Origin of the sequence: Pseudomonas sp. 58 R 12 (assembly GCF_900005865.1) — a bacterium.
Taxonomy (GTDB): domain Bacteria; phylum Pseudomonadota; class Gammaproteobacteria; order Pseudomonadales; family Pseudomonadaceae; genus Aquipseudomonas; species Aquipseudomonas tritici.
Map to the genome: position 1 here is coordinate 53,471 of NZ_CVTP01000024.1, position 23,154 is coordinate 76,624.

A 23,154-nucleotide genomic window follows, 5' to 3' on the forward strand; every position below is an offset into this window, starting at 1 on the left:
GTGACCCGCCGTAAGGGCGAAACCAATATCAGCCGTTACCGCAGCAATGGATATGTACCCCAACCAAAAACCCTCTAGCGCCTAACACATAGCCTTCGCAGGCAACCCAGCGCCCACCGCAGACCGAGAAACGCCAAAAAAAAGGGGCGATCATTGATCGCCCCGAACGGTACATCGAGAGGTCCTTTCCAAAGCCTTACAAACTGATCTGCTTGCGCTCCTCATCCGTCAACCGCGCCCGCGCCTGTTCGCTCAGCGGCCCCGCGCCCAGCACTTGCACCGGGCTGTTGGGGTTGTAGGCGGAATTTTTCTGCTGCGGTTCCGGTTCACGCGGCAACGGCTCGCTGCCCAGGCTCAACACTTCCACCGTCATGATCGAAGGCCGGCCCTGCTTGGCCGCCGCCTGCTGGCTGCGCGCCGCGTCTTCCGCCGCCTGGGATGCCGCAGCACCCGCCGCGCTGGCCGAGCTCATGGCCCCCGTGTTGACCGTGGCCGACACCGGCACCCCGGACGACTTGCCCTGACTCTGGATATTCGCCGCGTTCACCACGTGCAACGCGGCGATGTTGACGTTGCCGGATACACGAATCCCCGCCTCCCCTGCGTCGATGGTGCCCAACGGTGCGATCAGGTCGATGTCCCCCGCCGGCACTTCCGGAATCGGGTTCAAGGTCGCGATCCCCGCGCCCGTGCTCGGCACCGACGGCGACAGGCCGACGTTGCCCCAGTTGTCATAGACACGCTTGGGCGGCGTGTACACCACGGTGGTCTTGGAGCCGCGACCGGCGTTGATGTCGCCCTCGCTGGTCCACCCCATGATCGAACCGCCAAAGGTGGTCATGATGCGGCTCTGGCCAAGCAGGATGCTGCCCATGGAGTACAGCTGGATATCACCGGCACCTTGGGTAATCACACCCGCCGTCGACGGTGGCGCCGCGCCTTCGATGCCGAAGGTCTGGCTGCCGCCTGGGGTGAACATCTGAATCGAGCCACCGAAGTTGGTGTGCACGCCAGCGCCGCCGAACATCGTGATGTCGCCTTTGTAGGTGATCGGGTTGCCGGACACGTCCTTGTCCGGGAACAGTGCGGCGATGGCTGAGCGGCCACGCAGGTAACTGCCCTGGCGCACACTGCCGACCTGGTTGTACTCGCGGCCGGCGGCCTTGAGTTCAGCGAAGTACACGTCGCGGGCGAAGACCCGTTGTTGTTCGGCCGGCAGTGCCGCGTAATAGGTGCGGGCCTGGTCGGGGCTGCCGATAAAACCGAAGCGCGCGGCGAGCCAACCGACCAGTTCATTTTCGTAGGTCTTGGCGACCTTGCCGCCCTGGATCGATTCGCCCGGTTGCGCCAGGTTGACGGGGTTCAGGTAGGCCTCGACGAAGCGCAAGTAATCCGGGCCGTTGGGGCCTACACCGGCTTGCATCGTGATGCTTGCGCCGGGGCGGTTGTCGCCTGCGGCCACGGCGCCCAGGCTGGTGATGCCGACCTTGTCATCCATCAGGATATTGCGGCCGGCGGTCACTTCGAGGTTGCCGGGGCCGGCGACGTTGAAGCTGCTGTAGAGGATGTCGCGGCCGGCACTGACAATAGAGATATCGGTGGGGCTGTTGTGGACGAACAGATTGCCGGCGATGGTGTATTCCCCACTCCCACCGTCACCGCCGCTGGCACCACTCAAGGTTGTGCCGCTGCTGACGACATCTCGCCCAGCCAACATCCACACCGCGCCTGCGCCTTCATGATAGGTCTGCCCAAAGCGCGGGTCGGTAGCGGTGGTAATAGTGATCGAACGCCCGCTGTTGACGCCCAGCAGATCGCCGGTTACAGCATAGAAACGCGCGGGGTCCAAGGCATCGCCCCATGACGTGCTGGCGGTATTCGGACCGAAGGCAAACAGGGGAGAGACGCGGCCCAGATCGGCCCGAACGGAATCCGTGGAAGTATTACTGCCAACCAGTTGATAATTTCCGCTCGTGGGGTCTTTGACATACCCTTGGAACGCTGGGCGCAGGATCGTCGCCAGGGTATCCGGTGCTGCGCTGGAGCGGCTGATGGTCAAGTCACCGCCATAGATCGAGTCCGCCGCCAGCAATTGCAACTGACCGTTGGCCGACGGCGCCAGCACCAGCGCTTTGAGCGGCGGTGGCGGGCTGTTGTTAAGTGCCGAAGCACGCCCGTAATACAGACTGCCGTTGGCCGCGACCGCACGTAATGTCGCGGGATATACCGCCGCCATATCCGACTCTGTGGTGTCTGTCAGTGGCGTGAGGTTGCCGCCGGCGGAGAACAGATCGATCGCAGTGCGTTCGGTCCACAAACTGAACCAGCTCTGACCAAAACCAAGATCCGCGCCTTTCACATAGGCCGAGGCATTCATTTGCGGCGCGCGGCCCGGATCGGCCACATCTTGCAATACCAGGTCCCCACGGGTGGCCACACTGAAGGTTGCGTCCCCAGGTAACAGGCTCCAGCCCCCGGCCGCCGTCGCGGAAGTCGAGCGCATCGAATCGTAGGCGCGGACTTCGCCAGGGCTCTGATCCGTTGACCGGTTGCCATAACGCAAGGTCAAGCTACCCAGGGCGCCGCCCGTCAATTGAACATGCCCGCGAAGATCTACCACCGCACCATTAAGGTGACCCGACGTGATTTGACTGCCAGGGTTAACCGCCCCGCCGACCCGCACATTCATATCGCCGCCGCCCGTGAGTTGCAGGCTGCCATCGGCCCCAACCCGACCGGTGCTGCCCACTGCCAACACCAGGCCTTGGCTACGGGCGTTAACGCTCGCAGGTAAGGCCCCGTTCAATGTCAGTGGCCTCAGGATCCCGGCATCCCCGCCGACGTCAACATTCAGGTTACCCCCGCCCAGCGTGCCAAAGCCGGTAAAGCCAACCATCTGGTCAGGTGCATTTTTTATTAAATAGTTAGGGGTATAGGCGCCAAAGTTGATCCACCAACTGGTCGCCTGGGCCTGGCTACCAGACAGGCCATTGCCTTGACGCCACAACCAAGCGCCTACGTTGGCGGAGTCATTACCCACGTCACCCGCGACCGGCCGATCATCAATGTCCGGGGCTTCACTGGTGATGTTCCCAGTCAGGTTGCCACCCGCCTTAACCAGCAAATTACCGCCGCCTTCCGGGAACCATTCGCCAGACGCGCTCGCGGCGGAGCTGCCGGCGGTATAGACGCCATAGAGCGAATCCATGCTCAAGTCGCCCCCGGCCAGCAGCTCGAGGTCTGCCGCACCGGTGCGGATCACGCTGAAACGCGGACTGCCCGCCCTAATATCATTGGCGGAGATAATCTTGACCGAGGAGTGGCTGTCCGCCAAACGGAGATTACCCGCCTCTGGATGCGGCTGCAGCAAGCGACTGTCGGCCGCCTGTGTGTCGGCCCCGGCCACCAAACGCATCGACCAGGACTGCGAGCCCTCGGCCAGCATCGGCGCCACAGCCCAGAGCTTGCCCTCGCCCCCCGTACGCAGGTTCACCCACGGCACGCCACCCTGCAGCTTGACGTCGGTGCCCACCGGCAACAAGGCCCCGCGCAGCAGCAGCTTGGGACCATTGAGGGTCACTATCGCGGTGCTGCCCAGTTTCCCAGGTAACGGCACGCCCGCCGGCCAGGTCATGGCCTTCACACTGGTGAGGCTCACCAACACCGTACCGGCATCCAGGATGCTGTCTTTCGGTAAGCTCACGCGCGCAGTCAATATCGTGCCTGCCGGGTACAACACGGTACCCGAGGCATTACGCACCGCACCCGCCAGGACCGTACCGGCCGGCAATGCCAAGGTCGAATTGAGGGTCACCGCCACCGGCAATCGCGTACCGGCAGTCAGGCTGCGGGCCTTGATCGGCAGGTCGAAATTGAGAATCGTGCCGCCAGGGAACGTGGTGCCGTCCGCCAGGGTCACGCCGTCACCGGGCACCGTTATCGTGCCGCCGGTGTAGTCAATGCCAGCGCGCAGCACCCAGCCGGTATCATCCGGGGTCGCCGCCGGCTCTGCAAAACCATCGTTGATGCTGCCGTAGATATTCAGATCACCACCGGCACGCAGGATCAGGCTGCCGGCCTCGGTCACCGCTTGGGTCGGCGATTTCAGGCTCGCGTAGCGATAGCCGGACAGGTCCAGGTCTCCCTGCACCACCAAGTCGCCATCCGGGGTTTTGCTGATGATTTCCACGCCAGGGCGCAGGTGAAAGGTATCACCGTAGGTCGCGTTGTTCAGGCCGGCCAGCTTGTTCTGCACCAGGTTGGTATTTTTCAAGGCCGCATTGATGAACGTCGTGCTCAGGTCGTGCTTCTCTTTCAGGTAATCCTGGGTGATTTCCTGATACGGCCTGCCGCTGGCCGTCGGGCTGGTCCCGATCGGCGCGTCGTCGTAGGTGATCATCCCGTTCAGGGCGATCGATCGCGCGCCGTCGATGGTCAGGTGCCCACTGGCGTCGATGGCAATGTCATCCGCGCCCAACCGCGGCGCATTCAGCTCCAACGTGCCACGGTTGCGCCCGTCATTGCCAGTCGCAGTATCGGTGCCATGACGCAGGTCGATACGCGCACCGCCAGCCAGGGTCAACTGGCCGGTGCCGGAGCCGAGCACTACCACGGCGCGGTTCGGCGAATCAATGATCTTGCCGTAGCTGTCCACGCGCAATTGCGTGCCATGGGCGTCGAGTACAGCGCTGCCGTCCAGGGTCAGGCCGTTCTTGCCGGCCAGGTTGATACTGCCGACGCGCTCGCCGCTGGCGTCCACCAGGCCGGTCACGCGCAAGCTGCCGTTGTCCACCGAAACATTCACGGTGTTGGCTTTGACACCATTGCCGATGACCAGGTCGCCCTGTTTCAGTTGGAAGCTGCGCGTGCCATACACCTGGCCCTGGTTGAGGCGCTGGTTGAGCGCGGCAAACTGGTCGCTCAAGGTGCCGTTGCCGCCCAAGTGCTGCGCCTGGACCTCCACCGCACCTGCCAGGTACGGCACCAGGGTGCCGCCGGCATCGTAGTAGCCGCTGCTGCCGGCGAGAATCTTGCCCGCCAGGTCGACGGTGCCGGCCGCGCCGCCCACCGCCACGGCGCGCAGCTTGCCCGCCTGGTTGTAGTTGGCCGACAGGTCGATGGTCGAGCCCGCCCCCTGCAGTACATTGCCTGCGCGGCTTTCCAGCAGCACTTCACCGCCCGCGCTGTATTTGGTCAGGTCATTGAACACGATGGCGCGACCGGACACATCAATCGATGCGTTGTCGGTCAGCACCACGTCACCACGGGCGCCCAGGGTCACCTTGCCGCTGGGCAGTACCATCGCGCTGGCCAGGCGAATGCTGTCGCCCTGCAGCGACAACTCGCCGCCCAGGCCCTCCACCTTGCCCACCGGGCCGGCCGACGCACTGATATCAATCGCACCCCCGGCGGTGATTTTGTTCACTGAGCCCGCCGCGCCGGTCATCAACGGTGTCAGGATATTCAGGTTGCCGCCACTGTAGGCAAAACCCTTGACCGGGTCATAGGCGCCCTGGTTCTGGTACACCGAGAGGCTGCCCTTATGGTTGGCGGTGATGCGGTCGCTGGCCTTGAGGTTGACGTTGGCAAAGCCCAGGGCCAGGCGGTTCAAGGTCGCTGTGGTGCTGGCCTGGGCAAACTCGCCGTAGCCGAACTCAATGCGCTCGGCATTGATATCCAGGCGCCCGCCGCCGGTGCCCGCGCCACCCGCCACCACCGTGCCAGGCGCCGCCTCGGCGCCCTGCCAGATCAGGTTGGCGGTGTGGATAGTCGCCACATCATTCGCACCGCCGGAACCGTAGATGGCCGGGGTGGAGAGCATCAGGTTGTTCAACAGAGACTTGCCGGTCACCGCATCGTAGGTGTCCAGGGTCGCGGTGCCGTAGAAGTTGAAGCTGTCGCGTGCCGACAGTTGCAGGGTTTCCAGGGCCGGTGCGCCGAACTGGGTATCGCCGCGCAGCAGGCGGTCGAGCACTGCCTGGGTGAGGGTCAGGCCCGCCGGCAGGCGATTGGCCGCCGCCGCATCGGTCAGGGCTTGCGGGCTGCCGACGTTGATGCTGGCCAGCCCCAGGTTGAGGTGGCGGGTGCCGTAGCGCACCTGATCGCTCATCTGCAAGGTGTTGTCAGTCAAGGCGACGATGCTGCCTTCTGAATACAGAGCAGTTTGCCCACTGCATGGCGCACTGTTGCAGACCCCTATCTGGATACCTTTACCCGCCTGCGGTAGCGTCTGGGCGACCACATTGAGCAAGCCATTAGACACTGCCAATACGTTGGCCAAGTTGTAGACAAAGCCATCGCGCGCATCATAACTGGCCTTGCCGCGCCCGATGGTATTGATGGAGGCGCCCTGTTCAACCACGATGGAGCCGGTCGAGGCCACCAGGAATACTTCCGGCGCGGCCAGAGTCGCGCCATCGCGCAGGGTGAGGACCCCCGTATTACCGCCACTGAGGGTGACGTAGTTGCCACCCTGACCATAATTGACCACCATCGTCCCGCCAATCACCAGGCGTGCAGCGCCCAGTGCATTGAGGTTTTGTGCCCCTACGGTAATACCGGCAAACCCACTGGTGGCGCCCTTGCCCGCCGCAATAATTTCGATGTCTCGCCCGGCGCCTCCACCTGAACTGTTCAGCGAAACGGTGCCGGCGTAACCGCCGTCGGCTGCCTCAAAGCGACCGATACCCTGGAACGAAAAGGAGTCCTCCCCTGCGCCTGCTCGCAGTATCAATTGCAGGGTTTTAGCGTCCACCGGCAGCAATGCGCGTGGCACACCCAGCCTGGCGGCGTCGGCTACGGCGAACTGTGCATAGCCAGTTTCGTTGTACTGCGAATAGCGGCGCAGGGTATCGGCAGAGGTCAGAATCACCTGGCTTGCAATGCTGTTGCCAATCTCGGTATTGGCGATGGACAGGCGCCCCGACGTGGACCACGAGCCATTGCGCATGGCCTGGGTCGTGCTGTCGCTGCCAAGGCCGGCCAGGCCATTGATTTCCACCCGGAAAGCGCCCGGCATCAAGGCATAGGTGGACGGCATCAAGGTATAGGTGCCCGCCGCAAGCCCCGGTACGCCGGCGCCAATCGTGATTTGCTGGCCAATCAACGGATCGACTGCACCCCCTTCCGGCGCCACGGGGGCATAACCCGGTTGCGCACCCGGCACGATCGCATAGATCGGGTTGGTGCCCAGCCCCGGCAGCACAAACCCGCCATTCGCCCCGAATTGTACCAACGGGTTGTAGCGCGCATCCGTAGAACCACCGCGCCCGGAAATAAACCCGGCGCCGAGCAGTTCGCCGCCGCCGGACAGTTCCACCGTAGCGTCAGGCAGCACCGCAACCGACTGCCCCCCTAACGTCAACCCGACACTCAGGCCGTTGTTGTCTCGTCCGCCCAGACCGATAAACGTCACGGTCTTACCGTTGTATTTGTAGACTTGACCATCAACCGTGCCGCCGTATGGCAGCACCAGGCCCTTGCCGCTCACCGAGGTCAGGCTGCCGGGCAGCAACTCGACCCTGTTGCCTCCCATAACGCCAACCTCAATCAGCCCCAGGGGCGCGCGTATCACGCCGCCCTGCTTGATGGTGGCGGCTCCCAGTTGAAAGCGGCCGAACGCCGAGTAGGGCATCTGGGCATTGCTGTTGCCGGTGCGGGCGATAGTCAGGGTGCGGTCTGGATCGTAGTTGAAGCTGGTGCCATCACGTTCGCTCAGAAAGCCAGCCAGTACCCGCGCCCCAACCTCGGTCCCCGGATACAACTGCACCGCACGCAGGGTCATGTCCCCCCGGGTCATCAGTTGCGTACTGATACCCGTGGCGATCGCATCCGCCCCCGCCCCGGCCAGAAAGCGCAGGTCGCCCTGGCTGGTCAGTTGCACATCATCGAACCCTCGGCGGTCGACATTTACCAGGCTGGTGTCGCTCAGCGGCAGGTTGCTGTTATTGCCGAACTGCACGCTGCCGCGCACATCAATCAGGTGAGCGTTGGCTGCAAACAGCGCCTGGCTGGCGCGTTGAGACGTGCCGTTGGTCAATACCGGATGCAGGTACTGGTCCTTGGCTTCCAACGGTTCAAGGATGCCCGCCAGCAGCAGGTACGGCGCCGACAGGTTGATACGTGAATTGTCCGCAGCCTGCTCTGTAAGCCCCATGGCGCCGCTGTACAGGCGCAGGCTTTGGCCCATTTTCAGCGATACGTCACCGTCGAAACCCAGCACGCCGTCGCTCAACAAAGCGAGGTTGTCGAACCCGCCAGCGCTGACCTGGTCCACCCCAAGGCGACCATGACCATATTCCAGGCTGGCGGCCGCCGCGTCGGCGGTGTCCGGCAATGTGCTGCCCTGGTGGGTTTGACTCAGTACCAGTTCGCGAAGGTTGAGTACGCGGTCAGTGACGGCATTCTTGGCGTAGTAAGGACTTTCCAGGGCCACGGACAAACTGCCGCCCGCCGCGCCGACGCCACCGGCCCTGGCGACGAAGCTACCATCCAGGTACAGACCGTTGTTGGACGCGAAGCTGATGCTGCCGCCATTGCTGGCCACCTGCACCCGGCCCTGGCCCGGAATATCCAGGCCCGCCTGGGCGCCGGAAGCATCCAGGCGGGCGCCGTCGCGTACGACCACAAACAGGTCGCTGGCCTTGGCAATGCCGGTGGCCAGGTCGATGTCGCCACCGATGCTGATCTTGCCGCCATTACGCACCTGGCCGTAGACATCGCCACGGCTGCTCACCGCCGTGACCGCACGCGCAGCAACATCGATCAGCGCGTTCTCGCCCACCCAGATCGAGCGGCCATGGCCGGCGGCGTTAGCCTGTTCTGAAACCGTCACTGTCAAACCACCCAGGCTGACATTCCCGCCCCAGGCATTGAGGGTGCCGTTCAGGGTCAACTGACCAACGCTGCGCAGGTTGATGCCCTGGCCAGGGTCGACGTTGATCACTGCGCCCCGGCCTACGGTCAACGCCGTGGTGGCCAGTTCGGCGGCCGTGGACTCCTGGTGGCCGGCGGTCAAGGTCAGGCTGGCGCCACGGCGCTGGGTCAGCACGCCTTTGGTCGCGTCTTCCTGATACAACGCTGGCGTCCAACGCTCCAGGGCCGTGGCCGGGTCGCTGCCACTGGGCGCAGCGGAGGTCTGGTCGCCCAAGCGATAGACCGGCGTGGTGACATTTACCTGGGTGCCGTCCGTGACCAGCAGCCCTTCGTTGCCGGTGACGTCATAGGCCGAGAAGCCCTTGTTGAAGAAATCTGCGGCCAACTGCACGGTGCCCGCGTCAGGCACGGTGGCGCTGTCGCCGATCTGCACCTTGCGTGCCTGCAACGCCAGGGTTCCGCCACCGCTGACGCCATAGCCGCGAATCTCGCCGTCCAGCGCCAGGCTACTGAGGGAAGCCAAGGTCACATCGCCACCCTTGCCGCCGGTGAGTTTGCCATCCAGGCCGAGAATGCCGCCAGAGGAAGCATCCACCACACTGCCGGCCGCCAGGCTCACGTTGCCGGTGCTGCGCAGCGATACCTTGCCGCCGTTCACATAGGCCACGCCGCTGTTGTTCGTCGGTTCCAGCAACAGGTTATTCCAGCGCCCCGTGGTGTCCAGCTTGACCCCGGAGGCAACATTGACACCGCCATTCCCCGGCACAATCGCATCAAGGACTGTGCCTTTAAGCGGATCGACCTGGTAAAGAATGTTGCCTGCATTAATGCTTCCGCCGTGGGCGGTGAGGTTGGCATTAATATTCACACCCGGCCCGAACAGGGTGATATCGCCACCGTCCGCCACCTTGAGCGCGCCGTTGACGGTAATCTGCTGCGTGGCACCGACCTTGATCGCGCCAAGTTGGTAGCCATTGAGCTGATCACTGTCGAGCACCATCTTGCCTTGGCGATCCGCCGGCAAGGCGGTGGTGAGGTCCAGGCCATCGGCGATTTTCTGTGTATTGCTGTCGATCAGTACCTGATCGGTGGTGCCCGTCAGGGCATAGCGCAGGGTGCCGGTGGTCTTGTTGTAGACCGGCGTGTACCCGCCAATGATCAACTGCGCGCGCTGGGCCATCGCCTTCTGCGATTGCTGGTAACCGTCGAGGTTGATGTTCGGCGCCTGGGTCTGGCGATCGCCCTGGAACACGTCGCTGATCACCTGACCTTCGAGCACCGCGCTGGTGGTGCCGATCACCAGCTTTCCGGCATCACGGCCCACGGTATAGCCGCTCTCGTAACGGCGTTGCTTGGCGATCATCGGGTTGTAGTAATAATCGGTCTGGCCCCAGCGCTTGCTGGTGTCCTCATAACCTTTGTAGAACCCGGAATAGAGAATGTCGCCCGGCGCGTTGGAGACCTCATACAAACGCCCATCCGGGCCCTTGAGCCAGGTCTGCTGGATATACCCGGCCTGCACATCCACGGTGCCGCCCGACAGGTTGATCTGCGCGCCCTTTTGGGTCACCACATCCTTGCCGGTAAAGGTCACGGTGCCGCCCTGGGCCATCCATTCGCCTACCGAGTGGCCTTGGGTACCGAGGTAACCGCCCACCTCCAGCAAGCCGCCGGCGGTGTACCAGCGATCCGTCGCGTAACCGTTGGTACCGGCCGGCACAAACACCAGCTCACGCAGGTCGACCCACACATCATTGTTGATCAACTGGCCGCCGTCACGGTTGACCGGCGCATCGCGCTGCTCGTTGCCCTGTACGTTGATCTTGATGTTGTTGGATTCCATCGACACCTTGACGCCGACAGCCCCGGATACATCAATCATCGCCCCATCACGCACCAGGCTGCGGCCGGCCGCGCTGACCGCCACCTGCCCGCCAGTGGCCAGGGTGATCGAGCCTTTCTGGAAGTCCACGGTGCCGCCGCTGACGATCTCGATACGCGACTGGTCGGTGCGGTCAGCCACGGCACTGAGGTTGTTGAACTGGCCGGTGATCAGGTTGGCAGGGGTGCCGTCGAGGTTGACCAGCCCGTTGCCCTTTTGGCTGTTCAGCGCGGTACTGCCGCTGCTGTCCAGCAGGATCGCAGTGGTGCTGCCTTCGCCCAGGGTCACGCTGCCGGTGGCGTCGGTGGCGGAGTTGAGCAAGTGGATGGTGCCGCGGGTGTCCACCGAGGTACTGGCCAGCGCAACACCATTTTGCTGCACCTGATGCCCGGTCAGGGTGATGTCGCCGGTAGAGGCCATGATCAGGCCGCTGTTGGTGACCTTGCCGGCGCTGCTGCCGGCGTTGAGGCTAGTTGCCACTTCGTTACCACGGGTGGTGGAACGATCGTTGCCGGTGGTGCCCACGCCCTTGCGGATGTAGAAGCTGTCGCCGGCTGCGAGGGTGGTCTGGCCCTTGGCGGTGATGATTGTACCGGCGTTCTCGACTTCCGAGCCGAGCAGCAAGGCATAGCCGCCGCCGTCGGTGGAGGTGGCGGGGTTGTGGGTCTGGATCAATGCACCGCGCTGCACCACGACCTTGCCCGCAGCGTCAGTGAAAGTCGGTTGGGAGCCGGTGGAGTCGACGTAGATACCGCGCTGCGTGAACTGCTCGTCGGTGATATTCCCTGCCGCTGCGACCAGGTTGCGCACATTGACCTGGCTGGTGCCACTGAAGACCACACCGTTGCGGTTCACGATCATCACCGTACCGGCGCCATTGATCTGGCCCTGGATCTCACTGGGCCGCGCGTTGGGGTCGTTGACGCGGTTGAGCACGGCCCAGCTGGACTGCTGCTGGAAATCCACCGTGGTGTTGCGCCCGACGTTGAAGGTCTCCCAGTTGAGGATCGCCTTGTCGGCGGTCTGTTCGATGGTCACCGTGGTCTTGCCGCCCGACTGGCTTTGCTTAGGCCCGTTGGCGTTGAGCCAACCCTGGGTGAGGCTGTTATCCACCTGCAGGCCGCCCTTGCCCAGTCCGTCGGGAATGTTCGAAACCTGGCCAAACGCCGCTTGCCGCCCCGCCGCCTGCGCCGCCTGCTGCGCTGCAATCGCCGCGACACTGGTGTTCAGCGTGCTGATGGAGCGCGCCAGTTGCTGATTGACCCGCGCCTGCTGATTCAGCGTCGGAATCCCCGGCACCTGCCCTGCACTGAGCCGTGCAGCAGTCGCCGCCTGGGTCGCGCCTTTGTCGGCAAACCAGCTGGAACTGAACGCTGTAGCCGCCTGCGCATTGCCTGCCACCATCAACAAGGCAATGGCGTGGGCCAGAGGCTTGAGGCGCAGCACGGTATCTTGGGCTTTCAGGTTAACCGGTGATTTGCAGCGGACCATCGGGAATCTTCCTTCTTTGTTATTACGCAGGGAGCAAGACAGGCTCACGTATGAGGGTTAGGCGGTTGGCGAGGGGCGCGACTGAACTTCTGTCATGGAAAGTTCACATGGGGCTGGTACGCAAAAAAAATCAGCAACGGCACAGGCCGTTGCTGATCAGGTGTTGCGGGTCGTTGAAAGCCTGGGTTACAGCGGACGACCTTTGCCGTTACAAATGTTGGTTTTGCCGATGCTCAGATCGCTGCCGGAAGTCACGAACGTTTCGGTGATGGCAGTTTTCCAGCTAGTTGGCAGTGGCACGAAACGGTTGGCCGAAATGGCGGCGTCGTTGTTGGCAGTTGCGCCGAAGTGCTTGGTGAAGAAACCACGTACTTGGTTGGTCTGGTCAGCGTTGATATAGCACTGGCTGAAGATCAGGTTGGTGAAGCCGAGGATTGGGTAGCCCGAGGTTGGGTAAGGTTGAACACCGGCTACACCATTCTTGCCGAATACAGGTACCCAGTTGTCCTGGTTGGCGCGGATGCTGGCAGGGGTGGCTGCAGGAACCGGTACCTGGCCGATAGCAGCGGAAACGTTGCCCGGAGCTGGCGACTTACCTTCAGCACCGGTCTCTTCATTCTTACCTACACGCGCAACCTTGGTAGCGTCGTCCAGACCTTCCAGGGTGGAAGCAGCGAAGTCAGGGCTCATGTAAGTGATGCGGCCGTCGCCAGCTGCCAGGGCAGTCATCACACCTTGGCTGCCAGTGGCCGGTACAGCACCTGCAGGCAGACCACCGGCGAAGCTGGAACCGAACGAAGTGGTGATAGCGAACTCGCCGTTTTCGGTGCACTTGGCGTTGAGGAAACGGGTGAACAGCTCGGTAGTGCCGCTGCTGTCAGTGCGGTAAACCACAGTGATCGGGCCGGTACGGTCGGCGCCAGAGATTTCGCTCCAATCGACGATACGGCCGGAGAACACGCCGCACAGCTCTTGAACGCTCAGGTCAACGTTTGCATCGCCAGCCTTGTTGAACGGAATGGCAACCGAAGTAGCGACTGAAGGCACCTGGATCAGCTTGCCCCAGGCAGGTTGTTTGGCGGAAGCGTAGGTCGACAGTTCAGACGAGCTCAGCTTCGAGTCGCTGCCAGCCCAGTGCACGTTCTTGGTGCCAGTGCCGAACTGGCTGTAGTCGTTGTTCAGGAACGCCAGTTTACCTTTGCCGCTGCCCACGCCGATGTAAGGGGCGAAACCGGTAGTGAGTACGCCGGCAGTCTGATACAGCGGTTGTGGCAGGGTTGCACCGCCGCCGTTTACGTCAGCGAATGCAGCCTGTGCCGAGCACAGTGAAGCGAGGGTCATGGATACCGCGAGAACGTTGCGCTTAAACATGAAGAAGCTCCTTTCGTCGTGTTTGTACGTTGGGTAGATGGCTCTTGCATGACGCCATGGCTTCGGTCCCAAGCCATGTTGCGGGGGTGGCCGGGGGTGAAAACCATGGAGAGAAAGTCGCAGTTTCCGATGACGGTTATGGGAAAAAACCTCGGGAGGAACGCCTTGATTTTAAAAAGATTCTCGGGTGTTTTGGTCATGGTTTTGAGCGGTTTCGGGGCAGGTGACAGCGAGGTTTCAGTGCGGGGTTGCTGGAGGCGGTGTGGCGTGTGTCGAGGGGGGTGGGATGTGACGGAATGAGGAACCCGAGGTTGGGCGTGGCGGCCAGGATGTCGGCAAACCAACTGAATGGGCGCAGTTCAAATGTGGGTTTCGTCAGTCAGGTGACCAACTGGTTGATCTCGATGATCGGCAACAGCACCGCCATGACGATCACCAGTACCACGGCGCCCATCACCACGATCATCAGCGGTTCCAGCAACGCAGTCATGCCCATGGCGCGGCGTTCGATATCCCGCGACAGGGTCTGCGCCGCGCGTTCGAGCATCGGCGGCAGCGAGCCGGTTTTTTCGCCGCTGGCGATCAGGTGGATCAGCACCGGCGGGAACACCTTTTCCACCGCCAGCGCCGGGGCCAGGTTGACGCCTTCGCGCACTTTGGCGGTGGCGTCGTTGACGCACTGGCTCAAGCGGTCATTGGACAGGGTTTGCCGCGCCGCTTCCAAGGCGCGTAGCAGCGGCACACCGGCACCGCCGAGAATCGCCAATGTCGAGGCAAACCGTGCGGTGTTCAGGCCCAGCACAAAACGCCCGATCAGCGGGAGGCGCAAGACACGGCTGTGCCAATTCAAACGCGCCACCGGGTTGCGCAGATACAGGCGCCAGCTCCAGAAACCACCAACGATCCCGGCAAAACACAACCAACCCCAGGCACGGATAAAGTCACTGGCGTTGAGCATCGCCAGGGTCAGCCCGGGCAGGTCCTGGCGCGCCTGGGAAAACGCGCTGACCACCTGGGGCACCACGTAGCTCAGCAAAAAAATCACGATGCCTATGGACACCAACCCCACCACGCCAGGGTAGATGAACGCAGTGAGGATCTTGCCGCGCAGGTTGTTGCGCTCCTCGATGTAATCAGCCAGGCGCTCCATCACCTGGGCCAGGTCGCCGGACTCCTCCCCCGCCGCGATCAACGCGCGGTAGATCGACGGAAAATCCCGTGGCCGCGCCGCCAACGCCTCCGCCAGGCGCATGCCGCCACGCACATCGGCGCGCACACCGGCGAGGGTCTGGGCGATGTGTTTTTTCTCGGCCTGCTCCACCGTGGCGCTCAACGCCGCCTCCAACGGCAGGCTGGCGCCCAACAGGCTTGCCAGTTGCCGCGTGGCCCAGGCCAAATCATTGTCTGAGAGTTTGGCAGTGAACAGGCTGCTGCCTGCCGCTGCTGGTTGACCGCCTTCGATCTGCACCAGCAACGCGGTCAAACCGCGCCCTCGCAAATTGGCAAAGGCCGCACTCTGGCTGTCGGCCTCCACATGCCCGGCCTCGACTTTGCCGCTGGCATCGGCAGCCTCGTAGCGATAGCGATTCATCAGGCGTCCCGTGTCACGCGCAGGATTTCTTCGGGCGCGGTGGCGCCGCTGCGCACCCAACGTTCGCCGTCTTCACGCATGCTGAACATCCCGGCACGGCGCGCGGCCAGGCGCAGGTCCTGTTCGTTGGCGCCCTGGTGGATCAGGCTGCGCACGTCGTCATCGACGCAAAACAATTCATGGATACCGGTGCGGCCGCTGTAGCCGATCTGGTTGCACTGCGCGCAGCCCACCGGGCGCCACGTGCCGGGCGCGGCAAAGTCTTCCTGCTTGCAATGCGGGCACAGGCGCCGCACCAGGCGCTGGGCCAACACGCCGAGCAACGACGACGCCAACAGGAACGGTTCAACCCCCATATCGATCAAACGATTGACCGCCGACACCGCGTCGTTGGTGTGCAAGGTGGCGAGCACCAAGTGGCCGGTAAGCGAAGCCTGCACGGCGATTTGTGCGGTTTCCAGGTCACGAATTTCGCCGATCATGATGATGTCCGGGTCCTGACGCAGAATCGCGCGCAAGGCCAGGCCAAAGGTCATGTCGATCTTGGCGTTGACCTGGATCTGGCTGATGCCCGGCAGGTCATATTCCACCGGATCCTCCACGGTGAGGATATTGCTGGTGCTCGCATCCAGCCGCGCCAGCGCGGCGTACAGGCTGGTGGTCTTGCCGCTGCCGGTGGGCCCGGTGACCAGCACAATGCCATGGGGCTGACGGATCAACGTGTCCAGGCGGGCGAGCAATTGTGGCTCCATGCCCAGGGTTTCCAACTGCAAACGCCCGGCCTGCTTGTCCAACAGCCGCATCACCACCCTCTCGCCATGCCCGGTGGGCACCGTGGACACCCGAATATCAATCGGCCGCCCCGCCACACGCAGCGCGATGCGGCCATCCTGGGGCAGGCGTTTCTCGGCGATATCGAGCTGGGCCATGATCTTGATGCGCGACACCAGCGCGCCATGCAACGCCTTGCGTGGCGACACCACATCACGCAGGGTGCCGTCGACGCGGTAGCGCACCACGGAATGGGTCTCGTAAGGTTCGATATGAATATCACTGGCCTCGTCGCGCGCGGCCTGGGTGAGCAAGGCGTTGATCATGCGAATCACCGGCGCGCCGTCCTGGGTGTCGAGCAGGTCGGTGATTTCGGGCATGTCTTGCATCAGACGGTCGAGGTCGACCTCGTTTTCGGCGGCGCCCACTACAGCGGCGGCGCTGCCGGTGTCGGCGTAGGCGCTGGTGAGCAGGCCGTCGAGTTCGTCGTCGCGCACCTGTTCGAGGAGGGCCTGGCCGAACTGGCGGTGGACTTCGCTGATGGACCAGCCTGGGGTCGAGGGGCACACCGTCAGTAGCATGCCTTGCTCGCCGGGGCGCAGGAGGATGCGTTGGGATTTGGCCCAGGCGTAGGGCAGAAGGCTCATGGGGTTGGCCCTTTTTGAAGGTGTACATATCCGTTGCTGCGGTAACGGCTGATTATGGTTCCGCCCTTACGGCGGCTCACTTTGGAAAAGCCCCAAAGTAAGCAAAGGGCTCTTGCCCCAACACTCGGCACCTCGCCTAGGCTCGGTGTGCCCGTAATCCGACAGGACGCCGGGTTACCCGCGCTGGGCCAAGGATGGCCCAGCGCGGCGGCCCACGCTCCAAAGCCGGAGTGAGGGCACACCGAGCCTAGGCGAGGTGCCGAGTGGTGGGGCGAAGACCTTTTGGTTACTTTTGGGGCGTTTGCCAAAAGTGACCCGCTGTAAGAGCGGAACCCTAAGCGGCCGTGACCGCAGCAACGGATATGTACACTCACTTAGGCACCGCCCGAATCACCGCCCGAGGCCCCTGCTGCCCAGGAATCGCCTTCTCCACCGAAGGCAACTGCGGCGCCTGCACATCCGGCATCGCCCAACTATGCTCCGGCTGCCCCCCCCCCTGCGCCCGGCGCATAAACTCATACCGGTTCAACGTAATACTGCGCCCCGCCCCACTGTCCCGAATAATGTAAGGCCGCAAAAACACCATCAGGTTGGTCTTGTTCACACTGCGTTTCTCATTGCGAAACAACGCCCCCAACCCCGGAATATCCGACAACCACGGCACCGCATCATTGCTCTGGCTATACCCATCCTGCAGCAACCCGCCGAGCACCATGATCTGCCCGTCATCCAACAAAATACTGGTATCGATCGCGCGCTTATTGGTCACCGTCCCCGCCGTCACCGAAGCCCGCTCATCCACGGTGCTGACTTCCTGGTAAATATCCAGCTTCACCGTGCCGCCCTCGGAAATCTGCGGCCGTACATTCAACTTGAGCCCCACCTCTTCACGCTGCACGGTTTGGAACGGGTTGTTGCTGGTGCCCCCACCCCCGGTCACATAACTGCCGGTGACAAACGGAATGGTCTGGCCCACAAAAATGCTCGCGGCTTCGTTATCCAGGGTCAGCAGGTTCGGCGTGGACAGCACATTGGTGCCGCCCTTGCTCTTCAATGCGCGGGCCAACACCTTGAGGTCGAGCACCTTGCCAATGCCGGGGATATCCACAGTACCGTTGACCAACCCGATATTCAGGCCTTTGGGCAGCACATCAATACTGGTCGGGCTGGTGGGCGTGCCAATCACGCCGCTGCCGCCGAGATTCACGCCACCAAAAGCGCCCTTGCCCGCCAGGTTACCGGCCTGCCATTGCACGCCAAACTCAGTGGCGTCGTCCTCGTTCACTTCCACGATCAGGCTTTCGATCACCACCTGGGCGCGGCGCTGGTCGAGCATGTCGATCACTTCGCGCAGGTTGCGGTACAGCGGGTCCGGCGCGGAGATCAGCAAGGTGTTGGTGGTGGCGTCCGCCTGGATGGTCACGCCGCCGGCGCTGAACGCGCTGTCTGCATCGCCGGAGATGCCGCCATTAGCGGTGCTGCTGGTCGAACCGGCCGTTTGGCCATAGCCCGACTGCACACCACTGCCAGTGGGTGTGCCGCTGCTGTTTTGCGCGTTACTCGCACCTTCGGTGTTCTTGCCATTGCCGCCCATGGCGCTGAGCTTGCCACGGGCATCGTCACTGACGCCGGAGTCGCTTTCACCGGTGAGCAACCCGCGCAGCGACTGCGCCAGCTTGCCCGCCTGGGCGTTGCGCAGGTACACCACGTGCATGTTGCTGGGGTTACTTTGTGCATTGTCGAGTTTGTAGATCAGGTTGCGCGCCAGCTCGGTACGCTCCGGGCTGCCGGAGCGGATGATGATCGAGTTGGAGCGCGGGTCACCGATCACGTTGATCTTCTGGGTCTGGTCGGCGCCCTGGGTTTCCAGCAGCTCGGCGACCATGGCGGCGATGTCCACGGCAATGCCGTTCTGCACCTTCACCACGTCGGTGTCGATGGCGCTGGGGGTGTCGATGCCGTTAATGATCTGCGCGACACGCGCGAGGTTTTCCGCGTAGTCGGTGATGACAATGCTGTTGTTGCCGGGGTAGGCATTGATCGGGTTGTTCGGCGACACGATGGGGCGCAGCACAGGGATCAGGTTCACCGCGTTTTCATATTGCAGACGGAAGGTGCGGGTTTGCATGCCGCTGCTGCCGGCCGTGTAGATCGGCCCGCCGAGTAACTTGGCATCGGCCTCGGGCACCACTTGGGCGACGCCGCCCACATCGACCACGCTGAAGCCCTGCATGCGCAGCGCCGCCAATAGCATGTCGTAGGCCTGATGCGCCGGCACCTGGCCTTCGCTGACCAGGGTGAGGTTGCCCTTTACACGTGGGTCGACCAGGAACTGCTGGCCGGTCGCACGGGACAGCGCGCGCACTACCGCCTGGATATCGGCGTCGACAAAGTTCAGCTGCACCGGCTGGTCGCCCAGTGGGTTGCGGGCCTTGACCACCGCCGGGGCGTGGCTGCGAGCGCTGTTGGTAACCCGATGCTGGACGGGCGGTTGGGATGCGGGTTCACGTTGGCGATCCAACACCGTCTCACCGCTGCGGCGGGTGTCGGCCAAGGGTTGGCCAAGTTCACTGTCCACCAGCAATGGCGTGGTTGACTGACTGCTGCACGCACTCAGGGCCAGCACCAGCAGCGGCGCGACCATGCGAAAAGGGGGGACTGACCACTTCATGAAGCTTCCTTAGCGCCAAGCGCCTGATCCATGCGAACGGTCCCGGACACAGTGCCGGCCGAGTTATCGACGGTGTCGAGGGTGCGCTGCAAACGCGCCTCGGACACCTCCAGAGAAAACGCGCGGGCATTGCCCAGCAGCCACCCCACCACCGCATCGGCCGGGGCGTTGTCGAAGGTCAGGCGCCAGCCGCCGGGTTCCAGCGCCTGCAACTGGTAATGACCTTGCAGGCCGGCGCCATCGAGGGCTTGGCGCAACGCGGTTTCATCGCCCTGGCGAGGCGCAGCGACGTCCTGCAACAACACCTGCAAAGCGGCGGCCTGGGCACGTAACTTGGGGGTTTCGGCCTGCCAGTAGTCGATCTTCTTCAACGCGGGCTGCACCAGTACCAGCCAGGTCAGCAGGCTCGCCAGGACCAGGCCGGCGCCGCCGAGCATGCGTTTTTCGCGCAGGGCCAGGCCGCGCCAGAACACCTGGGCCTGGCTGCGCAGTCGCTGTACTTTATTCATCGCTGGCCCCTGGCTTTTCCGCTGCCGGCGCCGGGCCAATGGTCCAGGCATGGTCATCGCGGGTGGCCGTAAAGCCGGCCTGGGCCAACGCCGCCTGCCATTCACCCTCAGCCGTCGGGTTACGACTGTCGGCGAGTAATTCCACGTGCAAGCGGCCTTGTTCAAAGGTCAGGTTGTCGACGCTGCCGACCATGAACGGCAGGCTGCTGCCCGCCAGTTGCAGGAGGCTGGTGAAGCGTTGCCCTGGGTCTGCGGCCGCGCCGGTCTGTCGCGCAGCCAATTGCTGACGGGCCTGTTGCAAGGGGTTGAGCACCACCGGCAATTCGGGAAACGCCTGGCGCACCTGCTGGCTCATCAAGGCCTTGAGTCGCTGACCTTCATCCACTTGGCGCGCGGCGTACAGGTTGAGCCCAACGGTCCAGATGGCCGTCGCCAGCGCCACACACGCCAGCGCCCTGCCCCATCCGGCAGTCGAGGGTTGGCGCAGGCGACCGTGCAACCCCCATGTGGGCACTGGCCCACTCCAACGTTGCTGCGCATCCACCCGCTGCACGCCCAGCGCCTGCAAGCCCAACGGGTGCACCGCGCCTTGTTGCAGGCTGTCACGCGTCAACAGATAACCTTCGTCCAGCGCCGCAGTGCCCACCGGCAAGGCATAGGGCGCCGGGTACACGCCGCGCAGCTTGAGTGGCACCTGCGCCAACCGCTCCAAAGCAGCCTTGGGCACCCAAGCCACCTGCACGCGCCCATCGCTTTCACGCGGGCCGTGGGCCACCTGCATCTGTTCCACCGGGCCCAGGATCAACGCCTGCGCGGCGCAGGCTACGGCGGCCGCCGTTTTCGCGGCCGGCAACGGTGGCAGCTCCAGGCTGGTGAGCAAGCTGTCGCGCGGGTGCAGGAAACACTCCACGGCCTGGCGGGCCTTGCCCAACTGCGCCAGGCTTGCGTAGCCCTCTTCAATGACCACGCCACGGTCCAGCCAGGCAAATTTTACCTGGCTCTCAAGGGTCAGCTGATCCAGCGGCGGCAAGCCAATGCGCAAGCGTTTCATACACCCACCCGCGACCAGATCACCCGTGGCTCGCGGTCTTCGGGGCGATGCAACAACGCATCAATCGTCACGCGCCGCTGTTCACGGCGAGCCTGGCCCTGCAAGCGGAACCACTCACTGGTAATGCCCACCTGCACCGAATCCACCTCGATTTGGGGCAAGCGCAGGCGGTTGACGAAATCCCCGCGGTTGATAAACCAGTGCCCACCGTCACGCTCGGCCACCAGCCCATGGGCCTGGGACACGCTGAGCTGTGGCACCACCGCGCTGAGCACTTCGGCGCTGGCGGTATTGCCGTTGACCCAGGTAGGACCCGGCAACACGCTGATATACGCCTGCATGCGCTGCAACACGATAGGGTCGAGACCTTCGATCCCGCTCAAGTCATCCAGGCTGCGCAGCATCGGGTATTTGGCGGGGGGGACATAAGAGGCGATCACTCGCTGGCTGATACGCCGACTCACCGCCGGGTCGACGCCGATCAGGCGACACAGCCGCTCGAAGCTCTGCAACTGCTCGGTGTCCACCTGCTGGCGATTGACCAGGTTACGCAGGTTGAACTTGCCCTGCTCGTCCACAATCCGCCCCTCAAACACGCCACCTTGGGCACGGGCCCAGGGTTGATCGAGGCGGGTCAGCACGTCTTTTTGGCGCGCGTCCCAGAGCATCTGCCGGCTGCGCTCAAGGCCACCTTGCAACAGCCATTGGCCCTGGATGCGCAACTGCTCGGCTTCCAGGCTGCGGGTGAACACGGTCTGGCGCGTGAGCATGGCGCCGGCCAGTACCGCCACCACCGCGGCGATCAGCAACGCGCTGATAATCGCCATGCCGCGCTGCTTCGCCGCTGCGGGCGAATACCGTTTCATGGCGCGCCTTACAACTGCCAGGAGCCGATATCGGCATTCACGCCGTCACCATCCGGCTGGCCGTCGGCGCCGAGGGAGAACACGTCCACCTCGCCATTGGCGCCCGGGTTGAGGTAGTGATAAGGGTGGCCCCAAGGGTCGTTGGGCAGGCGTTCCAGGTAGGCGCGCCAGTTGTTGTTCTTCGCATCCGCCGGGCGTTCCACCAGAACTTTCAAACCCTGGTTCATGCTCGGATAAGTGCCATGGTCCAGGCGATAGAGTTTCAACGCCTGCATCAACCCGCCGATGTCCTGCTTCGCTGCGGTGGCCCGTGCCTGGTCCGGCCGATCGAGGACCTTGGGCACCACCATCGCGGCCAGGATCCCGAGGATGACCACCACCACCATGATCTCGATCAACGTGAAGCCACGCTGCCCGCGAGGGCCTGGCAATGGGGACGTTAGGCGCGCGATATCCATCTCGACATTCCTTGGCTTGAGTGCAATTCGTGGCGCAGTGTTGCAAGAACACATGTCAGTCGTATTGAAAATCCTCGGGAGGTTCGGTCGCCAATCGGTCAACTGCCGGCGCTAGTCTGCGGGCCTGTTTCCCGGCTTTGAGAGCGCCATGTACGGCCGACGCAAGGAGCAAGGTTTTACCCTGATCGAGGTGCTGGTGGCGCTGGCAATCATCGCCGTGGCCATGGCCGCCGCCGTGCGCGTGGCCGGGCTGATGACCCAGAGCAACGGCTTGTTGCGCGACAAGTCGATCGCGTTGCTGGCGGCGCAAAGTCGCCTGGCGGAGTTGCGCCTGGAGGGGCACCTGCGCAGCGGCAAGAAAAACTTCGAGTGCGACCAGGGCCGCTTGAAACTGCGCTGCGAGCAAACCATCAACGCCGATGGGCGCCTGTTTCAGGTCAACCTGCAGGTGCTCGACGCCAGCCGCGAAGCGCCGCCCCTGGCCCGCCTGGACACCCAGGTCATGGCCGAGTGAGCATGGGCAACGCAGGCCCCTGCGGCAGCTTGTCGAGGTTGACGCGTAGTTTCTCGCCACCGCGCTCTATCTCCACACCATCGCCTTCGATGGCCGTCAGCCGCACGCCGGGGCTGAGGCGCTCACCCAACAGAAAACTGCGCGGCGGGCCGTCATTCAGACTGAGGATCGCCACCGCACCACGGGCGCCCGCCAGCACGCCGGTAACCTTTACCTGCAGCGCCGTCGGCGCATTGGAAAACCATTGCAGCGCCGGGTTATCGCTGCGCGCCGCCAATGCCTGGGGCGTGGCTTGGGGCGTATGGGATTCGGCACTGGTGAGCAGCAGCGGCGTCCAGACCGCCAGGCCAGCCAGTGCGGCCAACACACCCAGCGCCTGCACGCCATGGGCCAGGGTGAAACGATGGGCAAATGCCATGGGGTGGACCTCCTGTTTGTCCGTCGCACCAGCCTACAGG

At 63.5% G+C, this 23,154-nt stretch carries 11 protein-coding genes; 1 reads left to right on the forward strand and 10 read right to left on the reverse strand.

Features of this window, described 5'->3' with window-relative positions; translation table 11 throughout:
• Window positions 1-196: 196 nt before the first annotated feature.
• From BFP95_RS21110 to gspG, 9 genes are all read right to left on the reverse strand, one after another.
• Complete coding sequence (locus tag BFP95_RS21110; RefSeq protein ID WP_065910651.1) at window positions 197-12,247, reverse strand: filamentous haemagglutinin family protein; 12,051 nt, start codon at window positions 12,245-12,247, stop codon at window positions 197-199.
• A gap of 186 nt (window positions 12,248-12,433) precedes the next feature.
• Complete coding sequence (locus tag BFP95_RS21115) at window positions 12,434-13,618, reverse strand: substrate-binding domain-containing protein (RefSeq protein ID WP_065876194.1); 1,185 nt, start codon at window positions 13,616-13,618, stop codon at window positions 12,434-12,436.
• A gap of 379 nt (window positions 13,619-13,997) precedes the next feature.
• On the reverse strand, window positions 13,998-15,209 hold the full coding sequence (gspF, locus tag BFP95_RS21120) for a type II secretion system inner membrane protein GspF (RefSeq protein ID WP_065881386.1): 1,212 nt from the start codon (window positions 15,207-15,209) through the stop codon (window positions 13,998-14,000).
• Window positions 15,209-16,627, reverse strand: a complete 1,419-nt coding sequence (gene gspE / locus BFP95_RS21125) for a type II secretion system ATPase GspE (RefSeq protein ID WP_065910652.1) — start codon at window positions 16,625-16,627, stop codon at window positions 15,209-15,211. The genes gspF and gspE overlap by 1 nt, the downstream gene beginning before the upstream one ends.
• A gap of 370 nt (window positions 16,628-16,997) precedes the next feature.
• Complete coding sequence (gene gspD, locus BFP95_RS21130; RefSeq protein WP_065876197.1) at window positions 16,998-19,298, reverse strand: type II secretion system secretin GspD; 2,301 nt, start codon at window positions 19,296-19,298, stop codon at window positions 16,998-17,000.
• Window positions 19,295-19,807: a type II secretion system protein GspM gene (gene gspM, locus BFP95_RS21135; RefSeq protein ID WP_049708802.1), complete on the reverse strand. Its 513-nt coding sequence runs from the start codon at window positions 19,805-19,807 to the stop codon at window positions 19,295-19,297. Before gspM ends, gspD begins: the two co-directional genes overlap by 4 nt.
• Entirely contained in the window at window positions 19,800-20,858 is a 1,059-nt protein-coding gene (gene gspL / locus BFP95_RS21140) for a type II secretion system protein GspL (protein WP_065876198.1), read from the reverse strand. The genes gspM and gspL overlap by 8 nt, the downstream gene beginning before the upstream one ends.
• Window positions 20,855-21,724, reverse strand: coding sequence for a type II secretion system minor pseudopilin GspK (gspK, locus tag BFP95_RS21145; protein WP_175405990.1), 870 nt, complete (start codon window positions 21,722-21,724; stop codon window positions 20,855-20,857). Before gspK ends, gspL begins: the two co-directional genes overlap by 4 nt.
• Before the next feature lie 8 nt (window positions 21,725-21,732).
• The gene (gspG, locus tag BFP95_RS21150; RefSeq protein WP_049708805.1) at window positions 21,733-22,182 is read right to left on the reverse strand and encodes a type II secretion system major pseudopilin GspG; all 450 of its coding nucleotides are present in this window, start codon (window positions 22,180-22,182) and stop codon (window positions 21,733-21,735) included.
• A 148-nt stretch (window positions 22,183-22,330) separates the two neighbouring features.
• Here gspG and gspI point away from each other — a divergent pair, with 148 nt between their 5' ends.
• Window positions 22,331-22,696: a type II secretion system minor pseudopilin GspI gene (gspI, locus tag BFP95_RS21155; protein ID WP_065876199.1), complete on the forward strand. Its 366-nt coding sequence runs from the start codon at window positions 22,331-22,333 to the stop codon at window positions 22,694-22,696.
• Here gspI and BFP95_RS21160 read toward each other — a convergent pair.
• The gene (locus BFP95_RS21160; RefSeq protein WP_049708807.1) at window positions 22,683-23,114 is read right to left on the reverse strand and encodes a type II secretion system protein N; all 432 of its coding nucleotides are present in this window, start codon (window positions 23,112-23,114) and stop codon (window positions 22,683-22,685) included. The two genes, gspI and BFP95_RS21160, sit on opposite strands and share 14 nt — an antisense overlap.
• Window positions 23,115-23,154 lie beyond the last annotated feature (40 nt).